Source organism: Pseudomonas sp. TMW 2.1634 (assembly GCF_001703595.1).
In the GTDB taxonomy this organism is placed as follows: domain Bacteria; phylum Pseudomonadota; class Gammaproteobacteria; order Pseudomonadales; family Pseudomonadaceae; genus Aquipseudomonas; species Aquipseudomonas fragi.
Genome location: NZ_CP016849.1, coordinates 5,477,817 through 5,501,710, shown reverse-complemented (window position 1 = coordinate 5,501,710; position 23,894 = coordinate 5,477,817). Strand labels below are relative to the sequence as shown.

General features: G+C 56.7%; 28 protein-coding genes and 1 tRNA gene. 10 read left to right on the top strand and 19 right to left on the bottom strand.

The genetic code is table 11. From position 1 onward, the window contains the following. From BFC21_RS26285 to BFC21_RS26250, 8 genes are all read right to left on the bottom strand, one after another. Positions 1-996, bottom strand: a complete 996-nt coding sequence (locus tag BFC21_RS26285) for a major capsid protein (protein ID WP_120265954.1) — start codon at positions 994-996, stop codon at positions 1-3. A gap of 62 nt (positions 997-1,058) precedes the next feature. Continuing rightward, on the bottom strand, positions 1,059-1,403 hold the full coding sequence (locus BFC21_RS26280) for a head decoration protein (protein ID WP_120265955.1): 345 nt from the start codon (positions 1,401-1,403) through the stop codon (positions 1,059-1,061). Beyond that, the gene (locus BFC21_RS26275) at positions 1,400-2,560 is read right to left on the bottom strand and encodes a head maturation protease, ClpP-related (RefSeq protein ID WP_120265956.1); all 1,161 of its coding nucleotides are present in this window, start codon (positions 2,558-2,560) and stop codon (positions 1,400-1,402) included. The genes BFC21_RS26280 and BFC21_RS26275 overlap by 4 nt, the downstream gene beginning before the upstream one ends. Further along, a complete protein-coding gene (locus BFC21_RS26270) occupies positions 2,557-4,038 on the bottom strand; it encodes a phage portal protein (protein WP_120265957.1) in 1,482 nt (493 codons plus the stop codon). Before BFC21_RS26270 ends, BFC21_RS26275 begins: the two co-directional genes overlap by 4 nt. Continuing rightward, entirely contained in the window at positions 4,038-4,244 is a 207-nt protein-coding gene (locus tag BFC21_RS26265; RefSeq protein WP_120265958.1) for a phage head-tail joining protein, read from the bottom strand. The genes BFC21_RS26270 and BFC21_RS26265 overlap by 1 nt, the downstream gene beginning before the upstream one ends. A gap of 1 nt (position 4,245) precedes the next feature. Further along, complete coding sequence (locus BFC21_RS26260; RefSeq protein WP_120265959.1) at positions 4,246-6,261, bottom strand: phage terminase large subunit family protein; 2,016 nt, start codon at positions 6,259-6,261, stop codon at positions 4,246-4,248. Positions 6,262-6,265: 4 nt separating this feature from the next. Then, positions 6,266-6,823, bottom strand: coding sequence for a terminase small subunit (locus BFC21_RS26255; protein WP_120265960.1), 558 nt, complete (start codon positions 6,821-6,823; stop codon positions 6,266-6,268). A gap of 170 nt (positions 6,824-6,993) precedes the next feature. After that, a complete protein-coding gene (locus tag BFC21_RS26250) occupies positions 6,994-7,332 on the bottom strand; it encodes a phage holin family protein (protein WP_120266673.1) in 339 nt (112 codons plus the stop codon). Between the two features lie 124 nt (positions 7,333-7,456). On the opposite strand from BFC21_RS26250, the gene BFC21_RS26245 reads away from it, so the two are divergent. Beyond that, on the top strand, positions 7,457-7,726 hold the full coding sequence (locus BFC21_RS26245) for a hypothetical protein (protein WP_120266672.1): 270 nt from the start codon (positions 7,457-7,459) through the stop codon (positions 7,724-7,726). A gap of 424 nt (positions 7,727-8,150) precedes the next feature. Here BFC21_RS26245 and BFC21_RS26240 read toward each other — a convergent pair whose 3' ends face one another. The 5 genes from BFC21_RS26240 to BFC21_RS26220 form a co-directional block, all read right to left on the bottom strand. Beyond that, positions 8,151-8,633 (bottom strand): hypothetical protein, encoded by a 483-nt coding sequence (locus tag BFC21_RS26240; protein ID WP_120266671.1) that lies wholly within the window; start codon positions 8,631-8,633, stop codon positions 8,151-8,153. 328 nt (positions 8,634-8,961) lie between these two features. Beyond that, positions 8,962-11,679: a DUF5906 domain-containing protein gene (locus BFC21_RS26235; protein WP_120266670.1), complete on the bottom strand. Its 2,718-nt coding sequence runs from the start codon at positions 11,677-11,679 to the stop codon at positions 8,962-8,964. Then, positions 11,676-11,882, bottom strand: a complete 207-nt coding sequence (locus BFC21_RS26230) for a TraR/DksA C4-type zinc finger protein (protein WP_120266669.1) — start codon at positions 11,880-11,882, stop codon at positions 11,676-11,678. Before BFC21_RS26230 ends, BFC21_RS26235 begins: the two co-directional genes overlap by 4 nt. Beyond that, positions 11,875-12,363 (bottom strand): phage regulatory CII family protein, encoded by a 489-nt coding sequence (locus tag BFC21_RS26225; RefSeq protein ID WP_120266750.1) that lies wholly within the window; start codon positions 12,361-12,363, stop codon positions 11,875-11,877. Before BFC21_RS26225 ends, BFC21_RS26230 begins: the two co-directional genes overlap by 8 nt. Positions 12,364-12,502: 139 nt before the next feature. Next, the gene (locus BFC21_RS26220; protein WP_120266668.1) at positions 12,503-12,739 is read right to left on the bottom strand and encodes a hypothetical protein; all 237 of its coding nucleotides are present in this window, start codon (positions 12,737-12,739) and stop codon (positions 12,503-12,505) included. A 96-nt stretch (positions 12,740-12,835) separates the two neighbouring features. Between BFC21_RS26220 and BFC21_RS26215 the strand changes: the two genes are divergently transcribed. The 9 genes from BFC21_RS26215 to BFC21_RS26170 all read left to right on the top strand — a co-directional run bounded on the left by BFC21_RS26215 (position 12,836) and on the right by BFC21_RS26170 (position 18,269). After that, positions 12,836-13,540, top strand: a complete 705-nt coding sequence (locus tag BFC21_RS26215) for a S24 family peptidase (protein ID WP_256557605.1) — start codon at positions 12,836-12,838, stop codon at positions 13,538-13,540. Between the two features lie 346 nt (positions 13,541-13,886). Beyond that, positions 13,887-14,450, top strand: coding sequence for a deoxynucleotide monophosphate kinase (locus BFC21_RS26205; RefSeq protein WP_120266667.1), 564 nt, complete (start codon positions 13,887-13,889; stop codon positions 14,448-14,450). Between the two features lie 11 nt (positions 14,451-14,461). Continuing rightward, positions 14,462-14,743, top strand: coding sequence for a hypothetical protein (locus BFC21_RS26200; RefSeq protein WP_047275709.1), 282 nt, complete (start codon positions 14,462-14,464; stop codon positions 14,741-14,743). After that, on the top strand, positions 14,740-15,114 hold the full coding sequence (locus tag BFC21_RS26195) for a hypothetical protein (protein WP_047293134.1): 375 nt from the start codon (positions 14,740-14,742) through the stop codon (positions 15,112-15,114). The genes BFC21_RS26200 and BFC21_RS26195 overlap by 4 nt, the downstream gene beginning before the upstream one ends. Continuing rightward, positions 15,111-15,353 carry a pyocin activator PrtN family protein gene (locus BFC21_RS26190; RefSeq protein WP_047275447.1) on the top strand — a complete coding sequence of 81 codons (243 nt, stop codon included), beginning with the start codon at positions 15,111-15,113 and terminating at the stop codon, positions 15,351-15,353. Before BFC21_RS26195 ends, BFC21_RS26190 begins: the two co-directional genes overlap by 4 nt. A 52-nt stretch (positions 15,354-15,405) precedes the next feature. Next, complete coding sequence (locus BFC21_RS26185; protein ID WP_047275449.1) at positions 15,406-15,747, top strand: hypothetical protein; 342 nt, start codon at positions 15,406-15,408, stop codon at positions 15,745-15,747. Positions 15,748-15,795: 48 nt separating this feature from the next. Beyond that, positions 15,796-16,617 carry a YfdQ family protein gene (locus BFC21_RS26180; protein WP_120266666.1) on the top strand — a complete coding sequence of 274 codons (822 nt, stop codon included), beginning with the start codon at positions 15,796-15,798 and terminating at the stop codon, positions 16,615-16,617. A gap of 222 nt (positions 16,618-16,839) precedes the next feature. Then, positions 16,840-17,055, top strand: a complete 216-nt coding sequence (locus tag BFC21_RS26175) for an excisionase family protein (RefSeq protein WP_120266665.1) — start codon at positions 16,840-16,842, stop codon at positions 17,053-17,055. After that, complete coding sequence (locus BFC21_RS26170; RefSeq protein WP_120266664.1) at positions 17,052-18,269, top strand: tyrosine-type recombinase/integrase; 1,218 nt, start codon at positions 17,052-17,054, stop codon at positions 18,267-18,269. The genes BFC21_RS26175 and BFC21_RS26170 overlap by 4 nt, the downstream gene beginning before the upstream one ends. A gap of 92 nt (positions 18,270-18,361) precedes the next feature. Here BFC21_RS26170 and BFC21_RS26165 read toward each other — a convergent pair whose 3' ends face one another. The 6 genes from BFC21_RS26165 to dapA form a co-directional block, all read right to left on the bottom strand. Then, positions 18,362-19,258, bottom strand: coding sequence for a S49 family peptidase (locus BFC21_RS26165; protein WP_120266663.1), 897 nt, complete (start codon positions 19,256-19,258; stop codon positions 18,362-18,364). A 758-nt stretch (positions 19,259-20,016) separates the two neighbouring features. After that, a tRNA-Ser gene (locus BFC21_RS26155) sits at positions 20,017-20,106 on the bottom strand. 91 nt (positions 20,107-20,197) lie between these two features. Beyond that, complete coding sequence (purC, locus tag BFC21_RS26150) at positions 20,198-20,911, bottom strand: phosphoribosylaminoimidazolesuccinocarboxamide synthase (RefSeq protein WP_019410660.1); 714 nt, start codon at positions 20,909-20,911, stop codon at positions 20,198-20,200. Between the two features lie 28 nt (positions 20,912-20,939). Continuing rightward, positions 20,940-21,698 (bottom strand): MBL fold metallo-hydrolase, encoded by a 759-nt coding sequence (locus BFC21_RS26145; RefSeq protein ID WP_016780075.1) that lies wholly within the window; start codon positions 21,696-21,698, stop codon positions 20,940-20,942. A gap of 4 nt (positions 21,699-21,702) precedes the next feature. After that, positions 21,703-22,818 carry an outer membrane protein assembly factor BamC gene (gene bamC / locus BFC21_RS26140; RefSeq protein ID WP_088379332.1) on the bottom strand — a complete coding sequence of 372 codons (1,116 nt, stop codon included), beginning with the start codon at positions 22,816-22,818 and terminating at the stop codon, positions 21,703-21,705. A gap of 17 nt (positions 22,819-22,835) precedes the next feature. Continuing rightward, a complete protein-coding gene (gene dapA / locus BFC21_RS26135; RefSeq protein WP_088379331.1) occupies positions 22,836-23,714 on the bottom strand; it encodes a 4-hydroxy-tetrahydrodipicolinate synthase in 879 nt (292 codons plus the stop codon). Positions 23,715-23,894 lie beyond the last annotated feature (180 nt).

Genomic DNA, 23,894 nt, shown 5'->3' with positions numbered 1-23,894 from the left:
TCAGAGCTCCAGCAGGATCTGAGCGCGCGGTCGGGTGCACAGGTGCAGCGGGTTGGACTGGGCTTCACCGGCCATGCCTTTGTTGAACGGCAGCGGCTCGATCATGCTGTAGTAAGGGATTCCCTGAGTGTTGACCGTCTCCATGTAGTCCGCCGGCGCGAACACCGAGATGTACAGATCAGGCACACCCTCAGGGACCAGCAACGCCTTGTCGTCGTGGACGAACGAGACACCCGCCACCTTGCCACGGTAGCGCTCCCAGATAATGCCACCGAACTCGAAGCTCTCCCGGGCGTCACCCCGCAGAGCCGCCGCCTGCTGGCTGTTGAGGTAGGTTTCCTTGACCGACTTGTGAACGATCAGCTTGTTCCAGAAGTTCTTGCCGCAGAAGGCGCGAGAGCCGGTGCTGGTCACACTGCCGAGCGCGTCTTCTTGCATATCCAGTGCTTCACCGCATTTAACCCGCAACTCAGTGCCTGGGTCCGCCAAGCCCATGGGCAGCTTCTGACGTTGCACACCGAAGCGGTCGTAAAGATCCAAGAGCACCGTCGAACCATCAGCATCGAGGATCAGGCCGTTGAGTGCGCCCATGCGCTGGAACTCATGGGTCGCGTCCAACTGACGGCGCGCTTTGGCCAGGCGGGCATTGACCACATCCTGTACCGCCTGCAGCTCGGTGCGAGTACCGAAAGCACGAATGCCCTGGATCTCGTCGGCCTTGATGGTGAAGCGCTCCGGCAGGTGGACGGTGTTGAACGGGATCAGGTTGCGCTTGCTGGCCGCGACTACCAGACCAGAGCCACCCCGCTCACCGGCTGGCACCAGTGCCAGGGTGTCGCCGTCCTTTTCGATCTGTACGGTCAGGGTGGTGATGCCTTCCTCGCGGAACAGGCCCAAAGCGCTGATGCGGCCCGGCAGGTAAGGTTGATCGTTGAGTGCAGCAGTCAGCGCAGTGACGGTGAACGCTTCGTCGTCAAAAATGGCAATCTCGGCCATGGGTACTCTCCAGAAATTGAAAAGCCCGCTCAAGGCGGGCTGGGGAAACGTGACTGAGGGTCTTAACGAACGATCAGGAAATGGGTGGCCAGATCCTTTTCGGCCTCTGGGTCCAGCCCGGTCAGATGCACTTCGCTGACTTCAGCCAAGCGCACCACGGCGCGACCACGGCGCACGATGTCCGACTCTCCCAACTGCCCGTAGAGGATCGCCACGGCAGCCTGAGTACCGTCTTCGGCGGCCGGGTCATACGGCGCAAACTCACCGGTGGCCGTGACCAGACCGAGGACTTGGCCGGGATTCAGCGCAGGGCCAGCGGCAACATTGATCGTTTCCCGCGAGATGTTCCCGGCGCCTTCGGATAGGAGAAATTCACCCGTATGGATCGGCTCTTTTTTAATGGTCATTGTCTTGCTCCTTTCGCGCCGTGCGCAGTTCCAGATTGAGCCGCTTGTCGCGAAGCCCAAATCGAGGTGGGATCAGGTTGTTTGGCCAGCACCTTGGGTGCCGTGTCGTTGTCCAGCGGCAGGCTGTTGTCGATTTCAAAGCCCTTGCCGCTGGTGACAATCTTGTCGAACAGACGTGCCCGGACCGCCGCCGCATCCAGCCCCGCTGAAACGTACTCAGCGCTGAACTCCGGCAAACGGGCCGCCACGCATAGGTCATTCACCGCCTTGGCTCGGGCCAGACCAGCCATGACGATCTCTTCACTTTCGAGCTTGGTCGAGCTAAGCAGCGGCTCGACCAAGTTGCTGATGCCCGCCGCCGTGCAACGCTGGGTGATCATCAGTGCCAACTTCGCCGAGTCGACCACCACCGGCACCAACGGCGGAGCGACCGGATCCAGCTCCAGATCCGGATCCGCTTCGGGTGGCTCGTCGAGCTGGGCCAGCAACTCAGCCGGTGCGTGCTGGTAACGCTGCAACACCGCGCCTTGGCCGAGGCATGCTTTGACCTTGATGCCGTCGCCGACTTCATCGGCCAGCCCCAGGGCCACAGCTTCATTGGCCGTCAGCCAGGTTTCGGCGTTGACCATTCGACGTAGCTCGGCATCATCGATGTTCGGCGCCTTGGCCTTGTAGGCCGCGATGATCGCCTCCAGGGTCTGATCCAGGACATCAGCGACTCGACGGAAGTCCTCAGCATCCCCTCCGGCATAGGTGTAAGGATTGTGAATCATCAGCATGGCGTTCGACGCAATTACTACATGGTGTGCACCGCACACCGCCACGCTGGCCGCACTGGCCGCCAATGCGTCAATCCGTCCGGTGCAACGCTCGCCCAGACGCGAAAGCGCGTTGTGCATCGCCAGCCCGTCGAACAAGTCGCCGCCGATGCTGTTGAATGCCGCAATGACCGGTGAGACTCCATCATCCATCGCACGCAGATCCTGCACGAACTGATTGGCAGTAATGCCCCAGGTACCGATCTCGCCATAGACAAAGACTTCGATCACTCGGTCAGCGGCCTCGCCGCTGGCCTGCAACGCGTACCAGGTCTTGTCCTGAACCTGCACCCGCTGGCCCGCACGGTTGTAAACGCGCGGTCGCGCTTTCTTGCTCATGGTTGCTCCTTGTCATCGTTGGTGACGACAGCGTCGAGAGTGTTGTAATTAAGGCCAAGTGCCGTGGCTCGTTGCAGATCAGCCGCGTTTTCCGCGTCGACCGTTTCCGCGTCGTAACCGGTGCGCAGGACCATCTCGCTACGCGAAGCGAAACCGGCTTGCACTTCCATGCGACGGGCCTGGACGTCCTGCACCGGCTGGATGTAGGCCCAACCTTGTGGCACCCAACGGGTACGCAGGTATTCACGGCGCCGCTGCGCGTAGTCCTTCAGCACCAGGACACCTGACAACACGGCCATGTCCATCCAGGCGGCCCGCACTGGGCGGCAGAGTTGGTGCACGTAGACACCGAATTGCAGCTGCTCAAGCCGACGCCGAAACTCGTTCAGCACAACCCGCAATGCTCGGTCGTTAACCTCGCGCATGTCGCCGGTGAGGATCTCGTAAGGCGTTCCCGTACCAGCAGCCGCAGCCATCAGCTGCTGCCGCATAAAGTCCGGATAGTTGTTGCCCGCGTCCGGCGGCTTGGAGAACTCGACCTCTTCACCTGGTCCCAGCTCCTGCATGGTGCCCGGCTCCAGCGCCACCATCGGTGTGAAGCCATCACGGTCAGTGCTCAGCAACTGTCCGGTGAGTGGATCCCTGGGCACTAGTCCAGAGTCCGGTGCTGGCCGACTGATGAAACCGGCAAACAGGTTGGCCACCTCCTGACGGAACAACACTGCGTCGTCGTAGTTGTCGAGACTGCGCAGACGCTTGAGCACCGGCGACAATCGCGGCACGCCGCGCAGTTGACCCGGCTCGATCGGCTCAAAGATATGCAGCACCTGTGACGCCGGCACTCGCACTAACTGGTTGTAACCGGCGTTCAGCGACGACGCATCGCGCGGATGCGACAGGTACATCCAGTACGCTACCCGCTTGCCACCAGGTGTGAACTCGATCCCGGCGCGGATGATGTTGCCGGTTTTGGTGGTTTCGAACTTGTCATGCGGCACGAACTCCGGTGCCAGGATCTGCAACTGCAGCGGAACCGCGAGGCCTTCGTCCAAACTGCGTGGCCGCAATCGCACAAAGCATTCACCCGAGGTTTCCACCGTGCGAGCGGCCAACGCCTGCTGTCCGTAGAAATCGGTGCGCTCATCGGCGTCCGACTCATCGACCCAGTCGTCCCAGAGTTCCTGTAGTAGTTTGCGCAGGGCTTCGTCGTCAGTTTTTGGACGCGGCGTGATGCCGGTGCCGATCAAGTTGCTGACGCGCTTATCAATCACGTTGAAGGCATACGGGTCATTGCGAACCGCTGCCCGGGAGCGCGAACGCAAGTTACGCAATGCCGGGGTGTTGATGCTGTTGACCCCGTTGTCGGGAGCATCCCAGCCAGTGGATCGTCGGCCCTCCCCGGCACCTTCGTAACTGGCCTTGATGTTCGACGGCAACACGAATCCGTTACGGGTGAGCGTCGGAAAGTGACGGGCCATTAGAGTCCTTTGCCTCCGTGGTACAGCCTGACCACGCGCGAGCGCGGCCCGGCAGCATTGATAAGCGACGAGCGGATTTCCTCGCGAGCCTTGAGCAGCTCGTCGACGGTGCGGTACTCCACGGTGCGGTCGGTGTAGCGCACGACTTTTTCACCACGTGCGATGGCCGCCTCAACCGCGTCGAGGTGCTTTTGGGTAAAGGACATATCAGCGTCTCTTCAGATAACCGCTGGTGGAGCTGCGGCGTTGAGGTGGCAGTGCTGCCGGCCGCGATTGCACGATCGGAGCAGTAGGTTGTGGAGTCGATTGCGGAGCAGAAACTGGTGTTGCTGGTCCGGTGACACGTTCGCCTTGAACAGGCTTGATGCCCAATGCGTCGTCGAACAGACCAGACTGCGCCAGGGACTGACGCACGCGCTCCCAATCGTGTTCCTTGTAACGGTTGAGGCCCAGGTAATGCGCCATAGCCAGGCAATACACCATTAGGTCGAGCGCTTCGTTGCGTTCGGCCTTGCCCTTGACCCACTCGATGCGTTTGTGGCCCCGTATGTAGCGCGCAACCTTGCGCTCCGCGACGCACTGATCAAAGAAGTCGTCCGGCAAGTCATTAGCGAAGTGCAACGCACCTGGCCCGGAAGGGAACGAATAACGGTTATAGATCCAGTCCTTGGCCGTGTCGGTACCGACGAACCACAGCTCGGCGCCGTTGCGCTCGGTTTGACCCTTCCAGGTCACATCGACCATCGACGGGCGCTGAGCAATCACCGGCTTACCGGGTTTGCTCGCACCCTTGATGGCGAACACATTCCGCCAGCGGCGAACGCGGCAGAACTGGTAGACCTCATCGGTGTGGTGGCCACCGGAGTCGACGGCTACCGCGAGAATGCCAAGACCGACACCGCAGGGATGGCGATATTTAGCCTTGAGCAATTCGTCCAACGCCGCCCAGGTGCGTTCATCTGCGGGATCGCCCGAGACTACTTGGTAGTCCACGACCCAGCGCTCCATGCCGACGCCCCAGCCCATGGCCATGAACTCCAGACGGTTGGCCTGAACGTCTACGGAACCGGTGATCATAAGCACCGCCGCCGACAGCGAGCCAAGGGTGAAGTCTTCCAACCGCGCCCGCTGTCTAAGCACGTCCGCTTTGGTTTGCTCTTGTGCGCTGTCCCAAACCTTTGCCAAACGGGTGTTGTAGAACACCTGCATGGGCTCAAGATCGCCTTTGGCCTGGGCTTTTTTCGCCTTCTCGAATTGCTTGGCTAGCGACTTCCAGTCCATCCAACCAAGCGGCGAATACAATGCATTGAGGTGGAAGCCAACTGTCTCGCCGTCGCCCTCGGCATGGGCGCGCCATTCGCCTTTAGCGAGCATTTCGCCCTTGTGATACTCCTCGATCAGCACGTCACACTCAGGACCGGCGCACTGGTAATGCACAACGCTGAAGTCCTTCGAGTAATGCAGGAGCTCCCACTCCAAGGTCTGCTTGTGCCCACAGGTCGGACATGGCACGTAGTAATAACGCTGGTCGCTGCCCTCGAACAGATCGGAGATCCGCGAGGCGCCCTTGATGGTCGGCGAACTAGAGAAGTAGAACTTGGCATTACGGCCGAAGGTACTGCCCCGGGTTTCCGCCAGCTCGATGGGGTCGCCCTCCTCGCCGATGTCCACTTCCCATCGGTCAATCTCGTCGCCGTAGACGTAGCGCGCCGACAGCTCCGACAGGTTGGCCGCAGAGCCGGCGGTGGTGACGTACAGCGAACCGCCCTCGAACTCCTTGGTGTCCATGGTGTTGCGTGAATCCCGCGAACGACTGGACGCCACCCGTTCACGCAGCACCGGCGTGGCTTTGATGGTTTTGCCGATCCGTGACGACACCCGCTTGGCCAGGCCAAGACTCGGTAGTAGCGTCAGGATGTTGGACGGCGCCATGTGTATCAAACCGCCGATCCAGTTCAAGGCGATCTGCGTTTTCATCAGCTGCGACGCGACCATGGTGATCACGCGTTTGCAAGGGTGAGCCGGCGACAGACAACGCATAGGTTCGCGCGCATATGGCGTGCGGGATGTGCGGTACTGGCCTGGCTCAGCGGCGCCGGTGTCACGCGGGATGCGCATGTATTCGTCGGCCCACTCATCTACCCAGACATCCGGGTCAGGGTGCAGCCCACGGAAATACGCCTCCCGGTACACCTCTGCACCGTTAGGGATTTCCGTGGGCATGGGCTTAGCTCGGGGTCAGGGCGTGTTCAAGATCCGCTGAGGACAAGCGTTCTGCATCCTCAAGCGAGCGACGGATAGCGGCCGTCAGGTGCTTTTCGATTTGCCAGGGGTCGGTCATGACGGCAAGTTCCGGTGCCAGTTGCGGAGGCATGCCCAGCAGTTGATCCCGCAACAAGCGGCCCGCGTTGTAAGCGCCGGTTTCTACTGCGATGCGCTCGACCAAAGTGCCCTGCTGTTTGTGAAAGTTGGCTTGCTCCTGCAACGCCATGTAGTGCTCGCGCAGAGCCCGAGACCTTTGGAAATCCACCGGCTGGCCGACTTGCGGCACCGCAGGTTCTTCTGCGGCGATTTGAGCTTCCCGCTGAAGGCGAAGCCGGTCGTGCCGGTCGGCGACGGCGGCTTTGCTTGGGTCGGCAGACTCGGCCAGCAGGGCTTCGGTGGCTTCCAGCTCCACCTTGCCATCCTCAGTCAGCACCAATCGATCTTGATTGGCCAACTTGGAAACATACGATTTAGCCCAGCCTCGCCGTGCCGCAAACTCCGTTTTGCTGATTACAGTCATGATGGAATGTCCTGTTCACCTAATGAATACGGGGAGTTCACCTGTTCACCCCAGTTCACTAAGCTGGTGAACTGTCCGCTAACACTTTCCCGCGGGTTTCCGACCCCGTACCCCTCGAATAACCCCAGGGTCCCCGGCGGTTTTCGGCGCCCCGAAACAGTGCGTCACCCCTATTCACCGCCTGCGGGCGGGACTTCGCAGACGCCCAGCCGCTTGGCGGCCCAGCGTTCGTACAGGCCGATGGCGACATCGGCGCCGGCCATCGCGGTCAGACAGCCCAAGCTGCCGGCTGTCCAGATCGTCATGCCCGCGCCGATCATCAGCATCATCGCCGACACGCCGCAGACAATGCAGGCACCAGATCGAAGCGCCAACCGGCGCAGCAATGCCCAGCCCCGCGCCCCGTCCTTGTCGGCTCGCCACATCTCTCCCGACACGCCACCAACCAGGGCCAGGACGATCACTAACCAGATCGGCATCTCTGCCAGCGCTTGCTGCTCGTTTGTCATTGACGGGATATCCCTAGTGGATTGCATTGCGCAAATACGGAAAACGTCCGGCATTGTTGGAACGTAGATCGCTCGCTGATAGGCTCCGGCATTCACACCAAGGATGCGAACCAGGAGGTTCCAAGTGTCGGACAAAGAAAAGTATGAAATATGGAAAAGGCTGCATGAGGCAGAAGGCGGACTCGCCTATGGTCTAGCAGTCTTTGGAGACAAAATCGCAAAGCGGGAAAATTACAAAACGCTGGAAGGAATGGATGCCGTTCGGTTCTATCTCATCCATAAATTCAACTGGGCACCGGCTCAAGTTCGCGGGATGAGCTACGAAGACATGAGCTTCGTGCTTCAAGAGGAAATGCATGGTTTCGTCTATCCCAAAGAAGCCAGAATCAAGTAGCTCCGCTCATAACTCGAAGCCTTTGCTCAAGACACGCAAGCCGTGACTTGAGCAATTGCAAATCTGCCTCCCTTCTATCCGAACGCGTTGGATGAGTTCGTTGTTTTCCTGTTACGTCCCTTTTGTTCATTTTCTAGTCCTCAACTCGACTGTCACGCCGCGCTTCAAGAAGATGAGCGCACTGGACACTGAAAAAAGAAAACCCCGCCGGGGTGGGCAGGGTTTTCAGTGCGCTGGTGGATGCCAGGGCGAGGTGCACAGCACGTGCTCGGGTAGCGCTTAGGCGCAGAATTCATATCGTGGGGACGTTTTACCCCCGTTCGGTAAAACCGAAAAGAGGTCTTTTTCGGTCATTCTGCTCTACTCACTTTGACGCAAGTTTGACGCAGGGTTGAGGTACATCACCCCGACGAGCGGTCAACGCTTAACCGGTTTGGCCCAGCACCGTTGCGCGGGTCAGATTGGTTGCTTGGCTGCCGCTGCGCCGGGTATAGCCCCGTGTGGTGCCACTTCGAACGGTGAGGATCAACATCACTTGTTGATGCAACCGCTTCACCCAGTTGCGATACGTTTGGTCTGCCCCCTCGGTAATGTCGAGCAGTCGCATTTGCTCACGTCGCGGCATGGCTGGTTGATGCAGATAACGCAGTTTCGCCAGCTTGGCCAATTGCTGGCCTTTGGTGGACTGGCGACCCAGCTCGGCAACGGCTGCTGCCACTTCACATGCGATGTGATCCATACCTGCGCCCGCTCCTACCAACAGATCCCGTGAACCTGCCGTGCCTCGAGGTGCGCATCCGCCGTATTGCATGATCGTCGCCATTGGACTGCCCAAGCCACCGGCCTCGCCAACGTGGCAGTGCTGCTCGCCCCAATGCTGCATCAGTTCTTCGATTTGCTGAATCATCCCCATCTACTCCCTGAAAAACCAACCTGACACAGAAAAGAACCAACCTGACACATACCCAATACACAAAAAAGCCTTTAAAAACATTGCCTTAATACTCTATGTGTTGGGTGTGTCAGGTGTGTTTGGGTTTCTTCTCACGTACAAGAAATAATTAATGAACATCAACCTTTGACTGATTGCGCATGTACACACGCCCGCATGTGCGAGAAACGCAACACACCTGACACACTGATACCGAAAGCCTTTAAAGACGTGGTCTGTAGCTGTGTCAGGTTGGTGGTTCTAACCCGCCACACCGTCAACACACCCCACACACAATGGGCCGTCATGCTGCACTGTCCTGTCGTTGACCGAACTTCACGTGTTCCCAACTGCCCACACTCCAGCCGCCTGCCTTGGCTGCTTCGCGCCACGTCACTACCGCAGCACCCAGCCCGGCTGCTGTCAGGGATGGGGGCGGGGAAGGTGCTGCATCGATACCCGACCAGGGAAAGAAAAACGTGCCGAAGGAGCGCCGCGAACCATCCATCCAGGGCTTTCCCTGAATCTTGTCCACTTCCGTGGAGATAAACCCGCTGAACTTGGTGTGACTCAGGGTGTGCTCCTTATTGCGGTGGCACCATTCCAAAAACAACGCGTACAGATCACTGCTGACACACACGCTGAACGGTGCGCCCAGCAGGCCATTGCGCCATTCACGCAGAAAGGTTTGCCAACTGGCCATGCTCAAATCCACCAAACGCTGACGGGCTTCCGTGTTGGGTGGTCGGGTGCGCTGATCGAAGTCGCCCAGGTCATAACTGAGCAGGTAGTCATAAAGCGCCGGGATGCCCTCGTTGGCCAACTCGTACTTCACCCGCTCCTGCTCATCCGGCCCTAGCGTTTCTTTTGGCCAGACCACCAACATGCGTCGGTCATTCTCACCAATCGGCCACGGCATGATCTCGTTAGAAAGAAACACCGCGTTCATGTGGTTGGCCTCTTCCCAACCGTTCACAAACTTGGATTCCATGCGCACCGTTTTGCCGGTGACCATGTGCTTGATCTTGCCCACCTGGTTGTAACGCTGGTCGCGGCTGACAACTTCCTCAAACACGCCGTACAGCTTGTTTGACTGCCACACCGTCCAGCTCGACTCCAACTGCGACTGCCCAACTGTTGCTGCGTATTCACCATAAACTGCGCCCATGATGTCGCTGAGCAACAAGCTTTTACCGCTGCCTTCCATCGTCGAGTGCAGCAACACAGCGGTGTCCATCTTGGCGCCGATGTTTTGCAGCGGGTAAGCCAACCACTTGATCAGCCAATCCGTGGCAGCTTCGTCGTGATTGCACAAAAAGCTGAACAGCGATCGCAGGGTGCGGCATTTGTTCGGCTCATTGATCGGAACCAACGGCAACCCTTCAAAGGTATTGATGTACACCTCGGGGTCTTTGGTCATGCGGGGGTCAAACACGATGTGCTCCATGTCTACCGTGCGACGGTCCGGGCTGTTCAACCACATGGCGTACGCATCCCCCAAGGCCATGCGCATGGCTCCCTCGGGCACTCGGCGGCGACATTTGATATCCCATGAATCTTTGGTGCCATCTATATAGACGTAGCGCTCGGTGGGGCTCATGCCCTCCCCCGATACCTGCTTAAACTTGGCCTCAGCCTTGGCTTTGCTGGCTTGGCGCTCCGCCATGTCGTCAGCAATAACTTTTTTCTGAGCGGACTCAAACCAGTCCTTGGCCAGCGCTTTCGTAACCAGCAACTCAAACGCGGGCTTTTTGATAATCACACGCTTGAACATGTCGAAAACGGCAGTTTTACCTTCGATCAGGGCGAAGCGCTGGAAGATACGGTCTGGCGTCCACTCACTCCCCCCTACCCCCTCAGGTGCAGGAGCCGTTCCGCTTGCAGGCATAGACTCGCCCTGCCCGCTGGCATCCTCAGATGGGGTCGGGGGAAGATCGTTAGGCGATGGTCGAGACGATTGCTGCATGCCCAACATCCGCGCCGCGTCTTTAACCGCCTTGGCCTGATCACCGCCGTGCTCGAGCAGGCAAAACACCTCAAACGCATCGTTCTGGTGACCATTGGCCAATGGATCTGCGCCGTGGTGCGAATACAGCTTGCCATCGGTGATGGTGATACCCGGTAAGCCCGTGCTGCTTTGCGGATAAAGCCATTTATTGCCGCGCTTGATGTACCCGTGGGTGCGCAGTAATTCTTCAACATCATGACTGCGGTTGAATTCATCAATCACCGAGGGTCGGTTGCCGGGCGCCTGCACAGATGCCTTGGGCGGCTTGGCTTTGGGCTTTTCAGTCTTTGGCGCCCAAGGGCAAGCAACCTCGGCATCACGTTTGAAAATGTCCCAGTTTTGCCAAATAGCCAGCAGGTCGGTGGTCAACACCGGCAGGCCATCAGCGGAGGGTGGTGTGCGCCAGGAATACGGTTTACCGGTACCGGGATGAATTGAAGGTGGCAATACGTCCTGAACCAAGCCTGCGCGCAACTCGAAAACCGTGAACCGCTTGTAGGGCTCTGCTTCGGCACGTGCAGCCGCTTCACCGTCCAAATCGCCTGCTTCTTTTGCCGCTTTGGCTTTCTCGATCAGACCTTTAAAAATCGACCCATCAGGGTCGTTTTCGTTGGGCCATGCAAGCGAATGTCGCGTGAGGTCTATTCCATCCGGCAACTGGAACAGGATACGAAAACGTGCCGGGTTACCCACTACTGTCGGGTACACCAGCGCCATTGCGTCCAAGTCCAGGCCGAGCAACTCGTACAAGACGTGGCGTGTCCACTCGACATCATCAACGTCTAACGAGCACACACGGCTCGGGCCTAAGACAACGCCAAGGTTGTGCGTTGGATTCGCAGACCAGAAGGCTTCGGCAGCCTGTGCATCAGTGATGTAACCACCGGGCTTATTCCAGCCCAACCCTTTGGGAGCTTTCTCCCCCGGCTCGATAGCAACAAGTGCCAGTTTGAAGGTGTCGATGTAGCGTCGTGCCCATGTCGCCATAGGCACAGCGTGAAAACGATCGGTCATCTGCGGCGCTCCCGCAACTCTTGGCAACTGACGCAGGTTTGGCAGCCTTTGACCTTCTCCTGGCGGAGAAGTGGTATCGGTTCATCGCAATCAACACAGATTGATGCACTGACCGCGGATGCTGAAGCACGCTGACGTTGCTCCAAAGCGCGCTGTAAAAAATCATCCGCATAGTCATTAGCCAGATCAACGATGTCAGCCATTATCGCGATCCTCCATTGCCTGGCGTGCGCCGGCCATGATGCCCAGTACCTCGCGGATAACGTCCATGCCACGCTTCTCAAGAATGGCGACTTCGTGCGACTCCCAAACTGCGTCAGCCACACCGTCGTGCATGCAAGACACAAACTCGCCAGATTCATGAAGCAAATTGCCTACCGCTTTCAACGCTTCTTTTGTTGCAGGCACTGGCGTTGGCTTGTACCAAACGGCCCCGGCTGGACGCACTAAGGCATCGAGCAAACGCGGATCAGCCGTGAGGCGAATCACCTCCTCCAGCTCATCCGGCGTAAGCCAGCGGCGTTCTTCGTCAAGTTTGAGTTTCTTCTGCAGGGAGTCGTTGTCGATCACCATTGCGAATGCAAGTGCGGTGACACCACCCTTGTAGGAACGTCCCGCGCGATAGAGCGCGTGACGCAATGAAAGCACCGGACCAGCGTCCGGTAATAGATCGATGCGACTCATAACCGTAAAAACCCCTTTTACGGTGTAGCCATAAAACAGGGCACGCCCTATCCTACGACCACGACCGATGTACATGTGCTGTGTATCGTCGTAGCCGGGCTGGGGGATCTTTGGTGAGAGGCCCCGGCCCGGCATCCTTTCAAGCAGCTTGGTTGTTATTCAACTCTGGCCAAATCGCCAACCAGTCGTCTCGTAAATCTTTTCGTGTTACCACCGCCCCGGTTGCCAGTTCAATTGCGGAGGCAATCTCGGGACCTGGAGTTTTATAGCCATAACCAATGGCACGTAGGTAAGAACGAGTTGTTCCAGTCTTGGCAACAGATTTATCGTCCGCACTCTTGAGCCATACAAGTAGCTTTGTGTTTTTGGGTCGCATGGCGCGCCTCCTGGTCGTCACAATGCAAATATTACCCAAAGGTAATCACAAAGCAATACCCAAAGGACATTTACCTCTGAGTAACAAGAATGGAATATGAGCGATATGGATATTCATGACATTCGAAGACACAACCTTCAGACGATCCTGACGGTCAGGTTTCGCGGCTACCGAGCAGGCTTAGCTGCTGCAATCGACCGGCAGGCAAGCTATATCTCTAGATGCCTCACGCAAATCGAGAAAAACCGTAAAAGAATTGGCGAAGAATTCGCCCGCCACATAGAGAACAAGCTGGATCTACCGGCAGGCTCCTTAGATACACCAGACGGAATAAAGCTGCATGACGGAGAGTCAGCGACAGACCACGTCCATGCTATTTCACTGGAAAAAGGTCCGGAATTTTCGAGACCTTTTAAAAGGACGCCAATTTTAGGAACAGCACAATTGGGACCAGAAGGATATTGGGAGGCACTGGAGCTAGCAGATGGCTGGGTTGACGTTCCTAGCTCAGACCCAGGGGCTTACTCACTACGTGTCAAAGGAGATTCAATGGCTCCAGCCATCCGCAGTGGCTGGGTTGTTTGGTGCGAACCTAACCATAGACTTGTACCAGGTGAGTACGTCATGGTTCGAAGAGTTAACGGCGAATGCATGGTCAAAGAGCTTCTCTATGCAAATGAGGAGGAAGTCAGCCTAATGGCCGTCAACGACGGGTATGGACGCCTTACCATTGACCGGCATGAAATCGAGCAAATTCATTACGTAGGCGGAATTATCCCTCCGAGTAAAATCAACTACTGATCACGCCTTCTCGAACCAAAACCGCCCAACCGGCGGTTTTTTTTCATCCCCAGAAACAAAAATTACCCAAAAACAAAAAAGATTACCTAAAGGTATTGAATACCTATTTTACCTTGAGGTAATGTTGGCTCGTAAACCTCTCACCAAGAGTACGAGCCATGCAGACTACACAGCACAGCAGCACCCGCTGCCGGATCTATGTCCATCCGGCAGCCTGCACCAGTCGCGCTTCAGTTGAAGACATCCAGCGCAGCACAGGCCTACTGGTCATCATCAATAATCCGCAACGAATCGCTTTAACCACTAAACATGCTGAAACCCTCGCTCCACTCGGAGGTGACGCAGCATGAAACAGGTACTGATTGGACTGGCAGGCCTTGCCCGCTCGGGCAAAACGACCGCAGCGATGCACTTGGCCAGCACCCATAACTTTCAAACCTACGCCTTTGCAGACCCACTGCGTGAAGGCCTGATGACCCTCTTCAATCTGACCGCGCGTGATTTTGACGACGAACACAAAGAGCAGCCTGTCGACTGGGTAGGCCACTCGGCGCGCGAGTTGATGCAATCGCTGGGCACTGAATGGGGCCGCAATCAGATTCACCCTGACGTGTGGGTGTGGCTGGCTGAGCAAAACCTTGAGCTTCTCGGCCAGATCAACGACACCACCAGCGGCTTTGTGATCAGCGATCTGCGCTTCGAAAATGAGGCCGCTTTCGTTCGGGAAAAAGGCGGCCTAGTCATTCACCTGCTGCGTGCAGACGCACCCCATGTGAACCCGCATATCAGCGAGTCCGGCATCTCCATCCATGACAACGACCTCGTTCTGCATAACGACACGTCGATTGAGGACATGACCGGTCAACTGGACGAAATCTTCACAGCCCTGTGCGCTCGCGCAGCGGCTTAAGGAGCGCCCACATGAACCGAACCCTGGACGCCACGGCCGCCCTGCTCGGCTTGAAACCACGTGCCTTTCGCACACGATTGCGTGAGCTCGGCATTTTGACCCAGAGCGGTGAGCTGGCCAGCAAGCACCGCGACCAGGGTTACCTGTACGTAGACACCCGTAGTCGCTGGAACACGAACATCAACACCTTCAGCCATTACGCGGTTGTGATGGTGAAAGAACCCGGTGTGCCGTGGCTGAGCAAGAAACTGGGCATCACCCCATCCCCTACCCATAAGGACGCCGCCGCATGAAACAGAACGCAATCACCCAAGCAATAGGCGCCCTGAAGCTGGTCCCGATCTTTGTCAATAACCCCGCGATTATCAGCCGCGCAACGCTTATTGGCGCGTCAGCTGAAGCCGTAACGTTGCTTGAAGCGCTTCCCGCGGTTACGGCGGAGTTGGCTGAGGTATTCCGGTGCGTAGACGCCGTTATTAATGATGGACAAATCGCCTACGTCACACCGACCCGCTGCCCTGAATACCCCTATGGCGCAGTGATCGCAGACAGCAAGGGCCAGATTTGCGCGGCGGCAATGGGTAAAACCAAAGAAGGCCTGGCCGAGTTGATCCGCCTCAAGCTGGTGCCCCAACAGAAGGGGTGCGGGGAGGATGCGGCGTGAGCGACACACTCGACCAGTTACGAAGGGAGTTCGCCACACCCTGCCCAAGCCTCACAGCAGTCCGCGAACGTTACTTCACGCACATCAGAACTGATCGTTACCTGCTCAGCGAAATAAAAGCCGGGCGCATTGCACTCAAGGTCACCCGCCTGCACCGCTCAAGTCGAGCCAAGCCGGTGGTGTACCTGCACATGTTGGCGGCTTACCTCGACGCGCAAGCGCCCAACCAAGCCGCCTGAGTATTCCCCTGAAATTCAGGGCCACTGCAACCAACGCAAAAAGGCACAGCACATGAGCAAATCACGTCCATTCATCGACACCCTGCGCGATATCGAAGCGGGCGGGCTATTGGATGAACTCAGCGAAACGCAGCACAGCCTGATCGACGCCATCCGCCTGACCGGCAAAGGTGGCGAGCTGACTATCAAGCTCGCCTACAAACCCGATGGCAACGGCCAGATGACCATCAAGGCAGACGTCAAAGCCAAAGAGCCGGCCTTGTCACGCGGCACATCTCTGTTCTTCCTGACGCCTGAGGGCAACCTCACTCGCCGCGACCCTCGCCAACAAGACCTGGCACTTAGAACTGTGGGTGAAGAAAAACCCGAAGTTCTGCGACAAGTCAGTCAATAAAAAAACTCTCGCCTCTCACCATTCGCACTACCCACTGGAGCACATCCAATGCAACAAGCCCTGCAACAGCTGTTCAGCTACGCTCAATCCATCGGCAAGCCCGTCGATCACCCTGGGTTGGCCGCGCCAATCGCCCTACTCCCGCAAGATGTCTCGCTCAAAAGCCTTGAGCATCTGCTGCCTGCACCGACCCGTGCCAAACAAAAGCTCACCGTGCTGGATGCTGAGTCGTTCATCGACTACGTGAATCGCTTCGCCACTTCGGCAACAGCCGTATTCTGCAACGGCCCGGAAGGACGCACCTTCTCGGCAGTGATCGACTACCACCAGCCAGACTGCCCGGCGTGGCTAGAGCATGTAGCCACCTATCGCTGCCCCACCACTGTTGAATGGGGCCGCTGGAAAGAATACGACCGCAAGCGCATGGACCAAGCGAGCTTCGCTGAATTCATCGAAGAAAACGTGTGGGACATTACCCAGCCTGCCAACGAACAAAATGCACCAGGTGCAGCGGATATGCTGGAAATCAGCCGCACCCTTGAGGCCAAGAAAAACATCACCTTCCGCCAAGGCACACGCCTCGACAATGGCCAAGTGCAACTCACGTACAACGAAGAAATCGACGGCCGTGCTGGCGAAGCTGGTCAGTTGCGTATTCCTGAGCAGTTCTTCATTGCAGTGAAACCCTTCCTTGGCGGTGATGCGTTCTGCGTGCCTGCGCGGTTCCGTTATCGCATCCAGGACGGCCGCTTGATGATGTGGTTCGAACTGGTGCGCCCGGACAAGGTTCTTGAAGAAGCCTACAACGCGGTGCGCGACAAAATCCAAGCCGCCATCAGCGAAGTACCGCTGTACGAAGCCACTTTGTAAATAACCCCACGCACCATCCCGCCGCCGGCCTCTCACCAACGATCACGGCGGCGGGTTTTAACGAGGTAAACAGCACATGCACTTACAACACATAAGCATTGTTTTAATCGGTATGGGTGCTGGCTTTTTGGGCCTAACTTACTTCCTTTCCAAAGCATACAGAACGGTGCTCAGCCGCAACCTTGGTATTAGCAAGCAGCTAGAGAAAATAGGAGCCGTGATATGAGCGCTGCACACAAGATGGATTTTTTTATCACTCCAGGTGCATGGTTTCGTCAGGAGTTATTGCCTCCCACTTTCGGCATTAGCACCGAGGCCGCTCGTAAGTACCGTTCTAGCGGTAAATGGCTGGAAGGCAAGCATTGGCGATGGGACCCGGCTAATGTAATCGTATACAACCGCTCAGAGATTGAGAAGTGGATGGCGGGCCAGCTATGACAAACAAAATGCCAACCGGCGTAGAGCTGAACGGTAAGCAACTGCGCATATCATTCATGCTCCATGGCCAGCGATGCAGAGAACCACTGGCCGGGATCGTTAAGGTGAACAAGTCTGCTATCGCCTATGCGGACAACAAACGCCGGACGATCTTGGCTGAAATTAAAGAGGGTCGTTTCGATTACGCGACCCACTTTCCTGACTCTCCACGCGCAGCAATGTTCTCAGGGGCTGGCGGCCACTCTACCAAACGAACGGTTTCAGAAGGGATTCAGCGCTGGATGGAAGTCCAACGCGCCCTAAGAGCCTCAAGCACAGCGGCCAACTATGCAAGCAAGGCACTCCACGTCGAGAAAAAGTTCGGCAAATCGAAGATCGTCGATATCAGCAAAAGCGATATTGAACTGTTCCAGGCTCAACTACTGAAACAAGGCCTCGCCCCAAAGACCGTAAATGACATTTTTACGGTAATCAGGGGCGTGTGGGCCAACGCTTTTGGGGACGGGATTCTTAAAGCCAACCCTTTGGACAGAATCAGCAATGTGGGCACTGATGCCGACCTCGAGCACGCCGATCCATTCAGCCGTGAAGAGATCGAGCAAATAGGCAAAGCAGATCCTACCCGCATACCTGATGCCCGGATGATTATGTTCAACTGCTGGGCGGGGCTGTCTTTGTCTGAAGTGATTGCACTCGCAGTGGAAGACGTGGATCTAGAAGCCGGTACTGTCCACGTGCGCAGAGCGTCAGTGGTTGGAGAATTCAAAGTACCGAAAGAGCGCTCTAGGTTGCGAACCGTCGAACTGATCGACCCAGCCCTGGAGTTGATGCGCCAGATTCTTGCCGACGCATCAAAGGCTCCAAGCGTTGAGATCAAAGTGATTCAGCGCGACAACATCACCAGCAAAAAGCAAAAGGTCCGATTCTTGTTCCGCAGTAGCACCAGCGGACTGCTTTGGAACGGTAAGACTCTGAGCAACTGGTTTACTTCGCACCTGAAAAAGGCAGAGATTCGGCATCGAGGTGCAAATCAGTGCCGCCATACATTTGCAAGTCAGATGCTATCGAGCTATGTGCCTGTCGAATGGGTCGCTCGGCAACTAGGGCATGCAGATACGACTATGGTGAGAAAGCACTACGGGAGATGGATACCGCGCGATACCAAGAGCATGGCAGGGGTCGTTTCTGAGATGCTGGGATTTCGGTCAGATTAGCGCGCTATAGAGAGGACTACGTCTTCTATAATGAGGATATATCGGGGTACAACCCTCAAGGCTCGATATGCTGAGGGTTGCATAAATCTAAATCACTGAGCACAAAGGACTATGCAGGCACCCTCATGATTCTCAATGATTTTGCCCGCCGTAGTATTCGCGAAAGTGTGCATATACGCATGGTGCACGGTCAGAACGAGGTCCTGCAAATCTGCGTCGTCTTCCAGCTGCACGACCTTCAACCCGAAACCAACAGCGTCTTCAATATGAAAATGCCGGGCATGGGTTTTGGTTCCGGCGTGGTCATTCAAAGCAGCAACAATTCTATCCGCCTTGTCCACAGCCTTTTCCTCATTTTGAAACATTCCCCCAATCAACCAAGCCCGCACTATGTCACCAGCTAGATCGATAGCCTTCTCGCACTCCCCCAAAAAAGAAGGATGATACTTGCTGACAACGGTTTGCCATATTGGAGTAGTACGCGGGTCAGCTTTCACAGCCTCAATCGCTTTCTCGAACTCTTCCAAGACACCGTGCGCAGGAATACCACCAAACTGCGGATCGAAAGGCCCAATGTTCGACTGCTTTCCCATCACAATTTCAGAGCAAGCACAGGCGATCATTGTCCCAGCTGACATTGAAATTTGCGGGATGATTGCACGAATATTTGTACCGAACATTTGGCGGAGATAATGCACAATTGACTCAGCAGCGGAGATATCGCCGCCAGGTGTATGCAGAATCAAGTCTAAACCTAGGCTTCGATCTAAACCATGAATTGCATTCATCAATCCGTTTTTATCATCATCATTAACATGAGCAAAGCCATAACCAGGCTTTTGAAGAAAGCCTGAATAGTATGCAATTACATTGCGAGATGTCTTCTTCTGCAACAAACCAAGGTACTTCTTCCTGACTATATCGATGCCGCTAGCGCCACCTTGCTGCGCAATGATGATCTCGTCTAAAACTTGTGTCCAGTTTGGCATCTTATTATCCATAAAAAAGCCCGGATAACCGGGCTCTTAAATCACAACAAAGGATTATTTGTTGTCAATTTTCTTGTTCAGACTAATCGCGGAAGTATTCGAAGAATAACTGACATTCACTTCAGTCAGAATCGAGCACTTCTTAAACTGTCGAGCATAGGTAGCAGCACCAGGGTACTGCGAACCCGGGCTGGGATTCACTCCCAGAAGTGCGAAACCGGCCTCGAAATCAGTGCGATTTGTTTGCATGCTCTGCTCCAGTGGGCACCAGTAAAAGTACAAGCACCCTGAAATTTGGGTCAAAATACTATCAAAGTGACATCCACTTTGAAAGCTTGGGAAATCCATCCCCTAAAAAATCCGACGATCGTAACGACCAATCGTTCAACGAAAGCATTGTAATTTTTTTCCCTACAGCTTTCGTTGCGTGGAATGTAGCTGATGGCAAATAGACTTGCCATAGCGATTATCCTATCTCAGCGTAAGCAAATGCTTACAAGATCGACCTTGGTCAGCCCAGCTCATTAGTATCAACCCACCATTACACTCTCGACTCCAAGCACAGCCACATCGCCCCATTAGGCGTAGAAACGCTTTCTGCATCGAAACGCTCATAGGTGCTTTGTAAGAGCGCAGCGGGGCTTGTAGGAGACCTGAACAGTGGAGTGATTTGCCCTAGAAATGCCCTATAAAATCTTCAGAAACGAAAAAGCCCCCGTAATCATCAATGATTACGGGGGCTTCGTCTTGTTCAATAATGGCGGAGAGATAGGGATTCGAACCCTAGGTACTGTCGCCAGTACAACGGATTTCGAATCCGTCCCATTCGGCCACTCTGGCATCTCTCCAACGGCGCGAATAATAGCGCGGTTTTTGATTTTGGCAAAGCCTTTTTTCAAAAAAACCGCGCTGTATCAGTTGCTTGCGCGCCTTTACGGCTTAAAGCGGGACGCCGAGGCGGTTTGCAACTTCTTCGTAGGCTTCGATAACGTCGCCCAGACCCTGACGGAAGCGGTCCTTGTCCATTTTCTTGCCGGTCGCCTTGTCCCACAGACGGCAGCCGTCCGGGCTGAATTCGTCGCCCAGAACGATGGAACCGTCGTGGAATACGCCGAACTCAAGCTTGAAGTCGACCAGCAACAGGCCAGCGTCGTCGAACAGCTTGTTCAGGACGTCGTTAACCTTGAGCGACAGTTCTTTCATGCGCACCAGTTGCTCGGCCGTGCCCCAACCGAATGCCACAACGTGGGATTCATTGATGAACGGGTCGCCCTTGGCGTCGTCTTTCAGGAACAGTTCAAAGGTGTAGGGGTTGAGCTTCATGCCCTCTTCCACACCCAGGCGCTTGACCAGGCTGCCCGCTGCGTAGTTACGCACGACGCACTCGACCGGGATCATGTCGAGTTTTTTCACCAGGCATTCGTTGTCGCCCAGCAGTTTGTCGAATTGGGTCGGCACGCCGGCTTCTTCGAGTTTCTGCATGATGAAGGCGTTGAACTTGTTGTTCACCATGCCCTTGCGATCAAGTTGTTCGATACGCTTGCCGTCGAACGCCGAGGTGTCGTTGCGAAACAGCAGGATCAAGCGGTTTTCGTCGTCAGTCTTGTAAACCGATTTCGCTTTACCGCGATAGAGTTCTTCACGTTTTTCCATGATGGGCTCCGCATGCTAAGTAGGTGGGCTAGGCGATTGTGCGCCAGTCGAGCCCTGAATCTTGATCGGCCAGTTGCAGCCAGTCCGGGTCGCACCCGAGGGTGTCGACAAAACATTGCCGGGCCAGCTGCGGCAGGTTGTTCTTGCTGCTCAGGTGGGCCAGTACCAGATGTTGCAGGTCTTGCCAGCCCAACTCGGCCACCAGGCTTGCGGCCTGGTGGTTGTTCAAATGTCCTTCCTGGCCTCCTACCCGCTGCTTGAGAAAAGCCGGGTAGTGACCACGCGCGAGCAGGTCGCGACAGTGGTTGGCCTCGATCATCAATGCATCCAGGCCGCTGTAGCTGTCCAGTACCCCGGCGCAATACGAGCCCAAGTCGGTGAGCAAGCCAAAACGCCGCTTGCCGTCGCTGAATACATACTGGGTAGGCTCCTGGGCATCATGGGCAACCAGGGTCACGCTGACGGTCAACGCGCCGATTTGCAGCGTCTGGCCACCCGCCACATAACCGGCGGCCTCCAGAGGCTTGCGCATCCCGCGCTGTGTGCCACGGCTCATGTACACCGGCAAATTGTAGCGTCGAGACAGCAAACCCACGCCATGCACATGGTCGGCATGTTCGTGGGTGACCAGAATCGCGCTCAATTGATGGGCGCTGACGCCCAACCGCGCCAAGCGACGCTCGGTTTCTCGCAACGAGAAACCGCAATCGACCAGTACATAAGTGCTGTCGCTGGCTATCAGCGTGCCATTCCCTTGGCTACCACTGCCGAGAACGGCAAAACGCATAGGATCAGCCCAGGTTGTCTTGAATCACGCCCAACACCTTGCGTGCCACTTCTGGCGAAGCCACGGTGTTGATGTTTTCTTCGACGGTAACCTGCACGCTGTCACCCACCTTGCTCAGGCGAACCTGATAACGCTGGGCGCGAGCTTCCACTTCTTCCTTGTCCGGTTTGCTGCCAAAGAGACCGGAGAAGAAACCAGGTTTCTCGTCCTTTTTCTCGGCTTTTTCGGCCAGGTTGATGTAGTACAGACCCAAGGTGCGGTTGATGTCTTCAACGCGCCATTCGCCCTGCTCAAGCGCACGGCCGACACCTGACCAGGCACGGTCGAGGTCTTCGGTCAGGGTCAGCACCGGGTTGCCGCTGCCGTCTTCACTGAGGGTAACCCGTGCCGGGGTGTCGAAATCACGCGCAGCGAGCAACGAGACCGACCCGCCCTTTTCGGCGTTACGGCTCATGCTGATCAGCATTTCATCAACCAGGGCGGCATCCAGGCCGGTGTTGACCGAACGGGTGCCGAAGTCGACGTTGGCGCTGCTGCCCGCAGGGCGGTTGGCGCTGACCACGTAGATTTCGCTGGTGTTGCGCTGCACACCCGGCTCGATGCGTACCCGCAGGCGGGTTTCGCTGTCAGAGGCCAGGCCGCTGCTGCCCACATGGCGGGCAATCGGCGCGGAAAGCTCGTCAGCGCGCTGCCAGCTCGTGGTGAACTCGCCGGTTTGCGGGCGCTGCTCGTCGATACGGAAGCCATTGTCCTGGAAGAACTGCATCGCCACCGGCCAGACTTCAGACGGCGAACGCTGCGCCATCACCCAACGGCTGTCGCCGCTTTTTTGCAGGCTGAAATCACTGGCACTGGCGGCTACAGCCAAGGGCTGTGGACGCGGTACTTCAAACTCGCCCTTGACATTGTCGTCGGGCACGTTGCTGGGGATCGGCAACAGCGGCACAAGGCGCTTGTCAGTCTGGACACCCGGCGGCAATTGCATCGGGGCGGTTTGACGCGCCTCCAGGTAATCGCTGCCGCGGTCGCGGAAGTAACCCTCTTGACCCCACAGCCAACCGCAACCGCTGGTGCTGGAAATAATCACGGCTAGTGCGGAAAGTCCGGCCAATCGCTTCATGCGTAGTGCTTCCTCAATTAAACCAAGACACCGGACTGGCGCATTGCCTGACGCAGTGGTTCGTGGCAAGGCTCGCTGAGCCAGGTGAGAGGCAGACGGATACCGTCCGACATCAAGCCCATCTCATGCAGCGCCCATTTCACGGGGATAGGGTTGGATTCGATAAACAGGGTTTTATTGAGCGGCATCAGCTTTTCGTGCAGCGCACGGGCCGTGTCGGCATCGCCACGCATCGCGGCGGCGCACAGGTCGCTCATGTCACGCGGGGCAACGTTGGCGGTGACCGAGATATTGCCCTTGCCGCCGAGCAGGATCAGCTCGACTGCGGTGGCGTCGTCACCGGAGTACACCAGGAAGTCGCTGCTCACACCGGCCAGGATGGCGGGTACGCGCGCCAGGTCACCGGTGGCTTCCTTGATGCCGATGATGTTCGGCACGGTGGAAAGGCGGATCACGGTGGCCGGCAGCATGTCGCAGGCGGTACGGCCCGGAACGTTGTACAGGATCTGCGGGATATCGACTGCTTCGGCGATGGCCTTGAAGTGCTGGTACAAGCCTTCCTGGGTCGGCTTGTTGTAATACGGCGTCACCAGCAGACATGCATCGGCGCCAGCGGCCTTTGCATTGGTGGTCAGTTCGATCGCTTCACGCGTCGAGTTGGCGCCCGTGCCGGCGATCACCGGAATGCGCCCTGCAACCTGCTTGACGACATGACGAATCACTTCAATGTGCTCGTTCACGTCCAGAGTTGCCGATTCACCTGTAGTGCCAACGGCAACAATGGCGTTGGTGCCCTCTTGCAGGTGAAAGTCCACCAGTTTGCTCAGAGCGTCCCAATCAAGACGACCTTGTGCATCCATAGGTGTGACCAGTGCCACCATACTGCCCGCAATCATGCAACCGCTCCTGCCGGAAAAAGAGAGCCGTAATGGTACTGGCGCCATGACCCTTGCACAAGCAACAGCGCGCCCGATGAGCATTCCCCTTCGCGTTGCTTTTCGCTACCCTTCAGCCTTTGATTGGTACTGATGTGCGTGCAAGTCTGTTTCACAGGCCTTCTGCAGGCGTCCAAAGCC